Source organism: Paenibacillus contaminans, from assembly GCF_003285015.1.
GTDB classification, from domain to species: Bacteria; Bacillota; Bacilli; order Paenibacillales; family NBRC-103111; genus Paenibacillus_V; species Paenibacillus_V contaminans.
On sequence record NZ_QMFB01000074.1, the window covers coordinates 1 to 1,536 of the forward strand.

Consider the following 1,536-nt stretch of genomic DNA (forward strand, 5'->3'; position numbering starts at 1 on the left):
CAGCGCGTTAATATGATATAATAATGGTAATAAACTGTCCCGAAAGGCGTTGATGCTCGTGCTCGACCGTAGGAATCCTAGTAAAGAACAAACCTATCAAATGGAATTCGTCAGCATCGAATCCTTAGTACCCAAAAACCACCTCCTACGGTTGATCCACGAACATGTGGACTTTTCTTTCATCACGGAACGTGTGCGTCCTTTCTACAGTGAAAAGAATGGTCGCCCTGCTCTCAACCCCATCATTTTGTTCAAAATGATGCTCATTGGTTACTTCTTTGGAATCCGCTCCGAGCGGCAACTGGAACAAGAAATCGTCGTCAATGTCGCCTTCCGGTGGTTTCTTGGCCTTGGATTTTCCGATCCGGTACCGGACCACTCGACGATTAGCTGGAATCGCACCAAGCGTTTCCACGGTACAACTGTGTTTCAAGACATCTTTGACGAAGTCGTTGAGCTGGCGATTCAACATCACATGGTGGCCGGCCGGCTACTCATTACCGATTCCACTCATATCCAGGCGAATGCCAACAAGAATCGATTCACGATGCAAGTCGTCACCGAAACGCCACAGGAGTATATAAGCGAACTTGAGAAAGCGATCAACGAGGATCGGGAATTACATGGAAAAAAGCCATTCCCCCCTGCAGAGGGGGAGACGAGCGAGAAGACACATAAAGTGAGCACGACCGACCCGGAGAGCGGTTTTATGATGCGCAAAGGAAAGCCGGAAGGCTTTTTCTATCTGGATCACCGCACAATCGATCACAAATTCAACATCATCACCGATGTGTTTGTGACACCCGGCAACGTGAATGATTCAACCGTTTATGTGGAACGAATCAAGCGTCAGATCGACAGGTTCGGTTTTGGCTCGACGCTCGAGGCTGTCGCATTGGATTCCGGATACATGACGCCTTACATTTGCAAAGAGACCCTGGATATGAACATCTTTACGGTCATTGCAGAACGAAGCGCCCCAACGGCTGAAGGCACACTTCCTAAAAAGCATTTTACCTACGACAAGGAACGTAATTGTTACGTTTGTCCTTCGGGCGAGCTCCTGCACTACGCGACAACGAACCGCAGTGGCTATAGAGAGTACCGATCGGACGCTAGCACCTGCAAGGCTTGCCCGTTAAACGAAACATGCACAACAAGTGCGAGTAAGCAGCGGACGATTCAGCGACATATATGGGAAACGTACAAAGAACAAGTCGTCCAAAACCGACAGAGCGACAATGGCCAGGCGGTATACGTCTTCCGTTGCCAGACCATAGAGCGAAGCTTCGCGGATGCCAAAGAGCTCCACGGGCTTCGCCGTTGCCGGTTCCGGGGCAAAGAGAAAACCCAGGAACAAGCATTGATGACGGCCATCGCACAGAACCTAAAGAAGATAGTACGGTACCTGGCCAGGAAGGGGGAGTGCGAACACGCCCACATAAAAGGGTATTTTTGTGAGTTATTTGACCATTTCATGATGCGTGGCCCCCTCCTTGCTGCATAAAAAGGTACTTTCTAAACAGTCTGAAAAAC

Annotated in this window: 1 protein-coding gene; it reads left to right on the forward strand. The window is 49.3% G+C overall.

Going from position 1 to position 1,536, the window contains the following annotated elements; translation table 11 throughout:
* Window positions 1-52 precede the first annotated feature (52 nt).
* Window positions 53-1,507 carry an IS1182 family transposase gene (locus tag DQG23_RS41590; protein ID WP_113036951.1) on the forward strand — a complete coding sequence of 485 codons (1,455 nt, stop codon included), beginning with the start codon at window positions 53-55 and terminating at the stop codon, window positions 1,505-1,507.
* The last annotated feature ends 29 nt before the right edge of the window (window positions 1,508-1,536 follow it).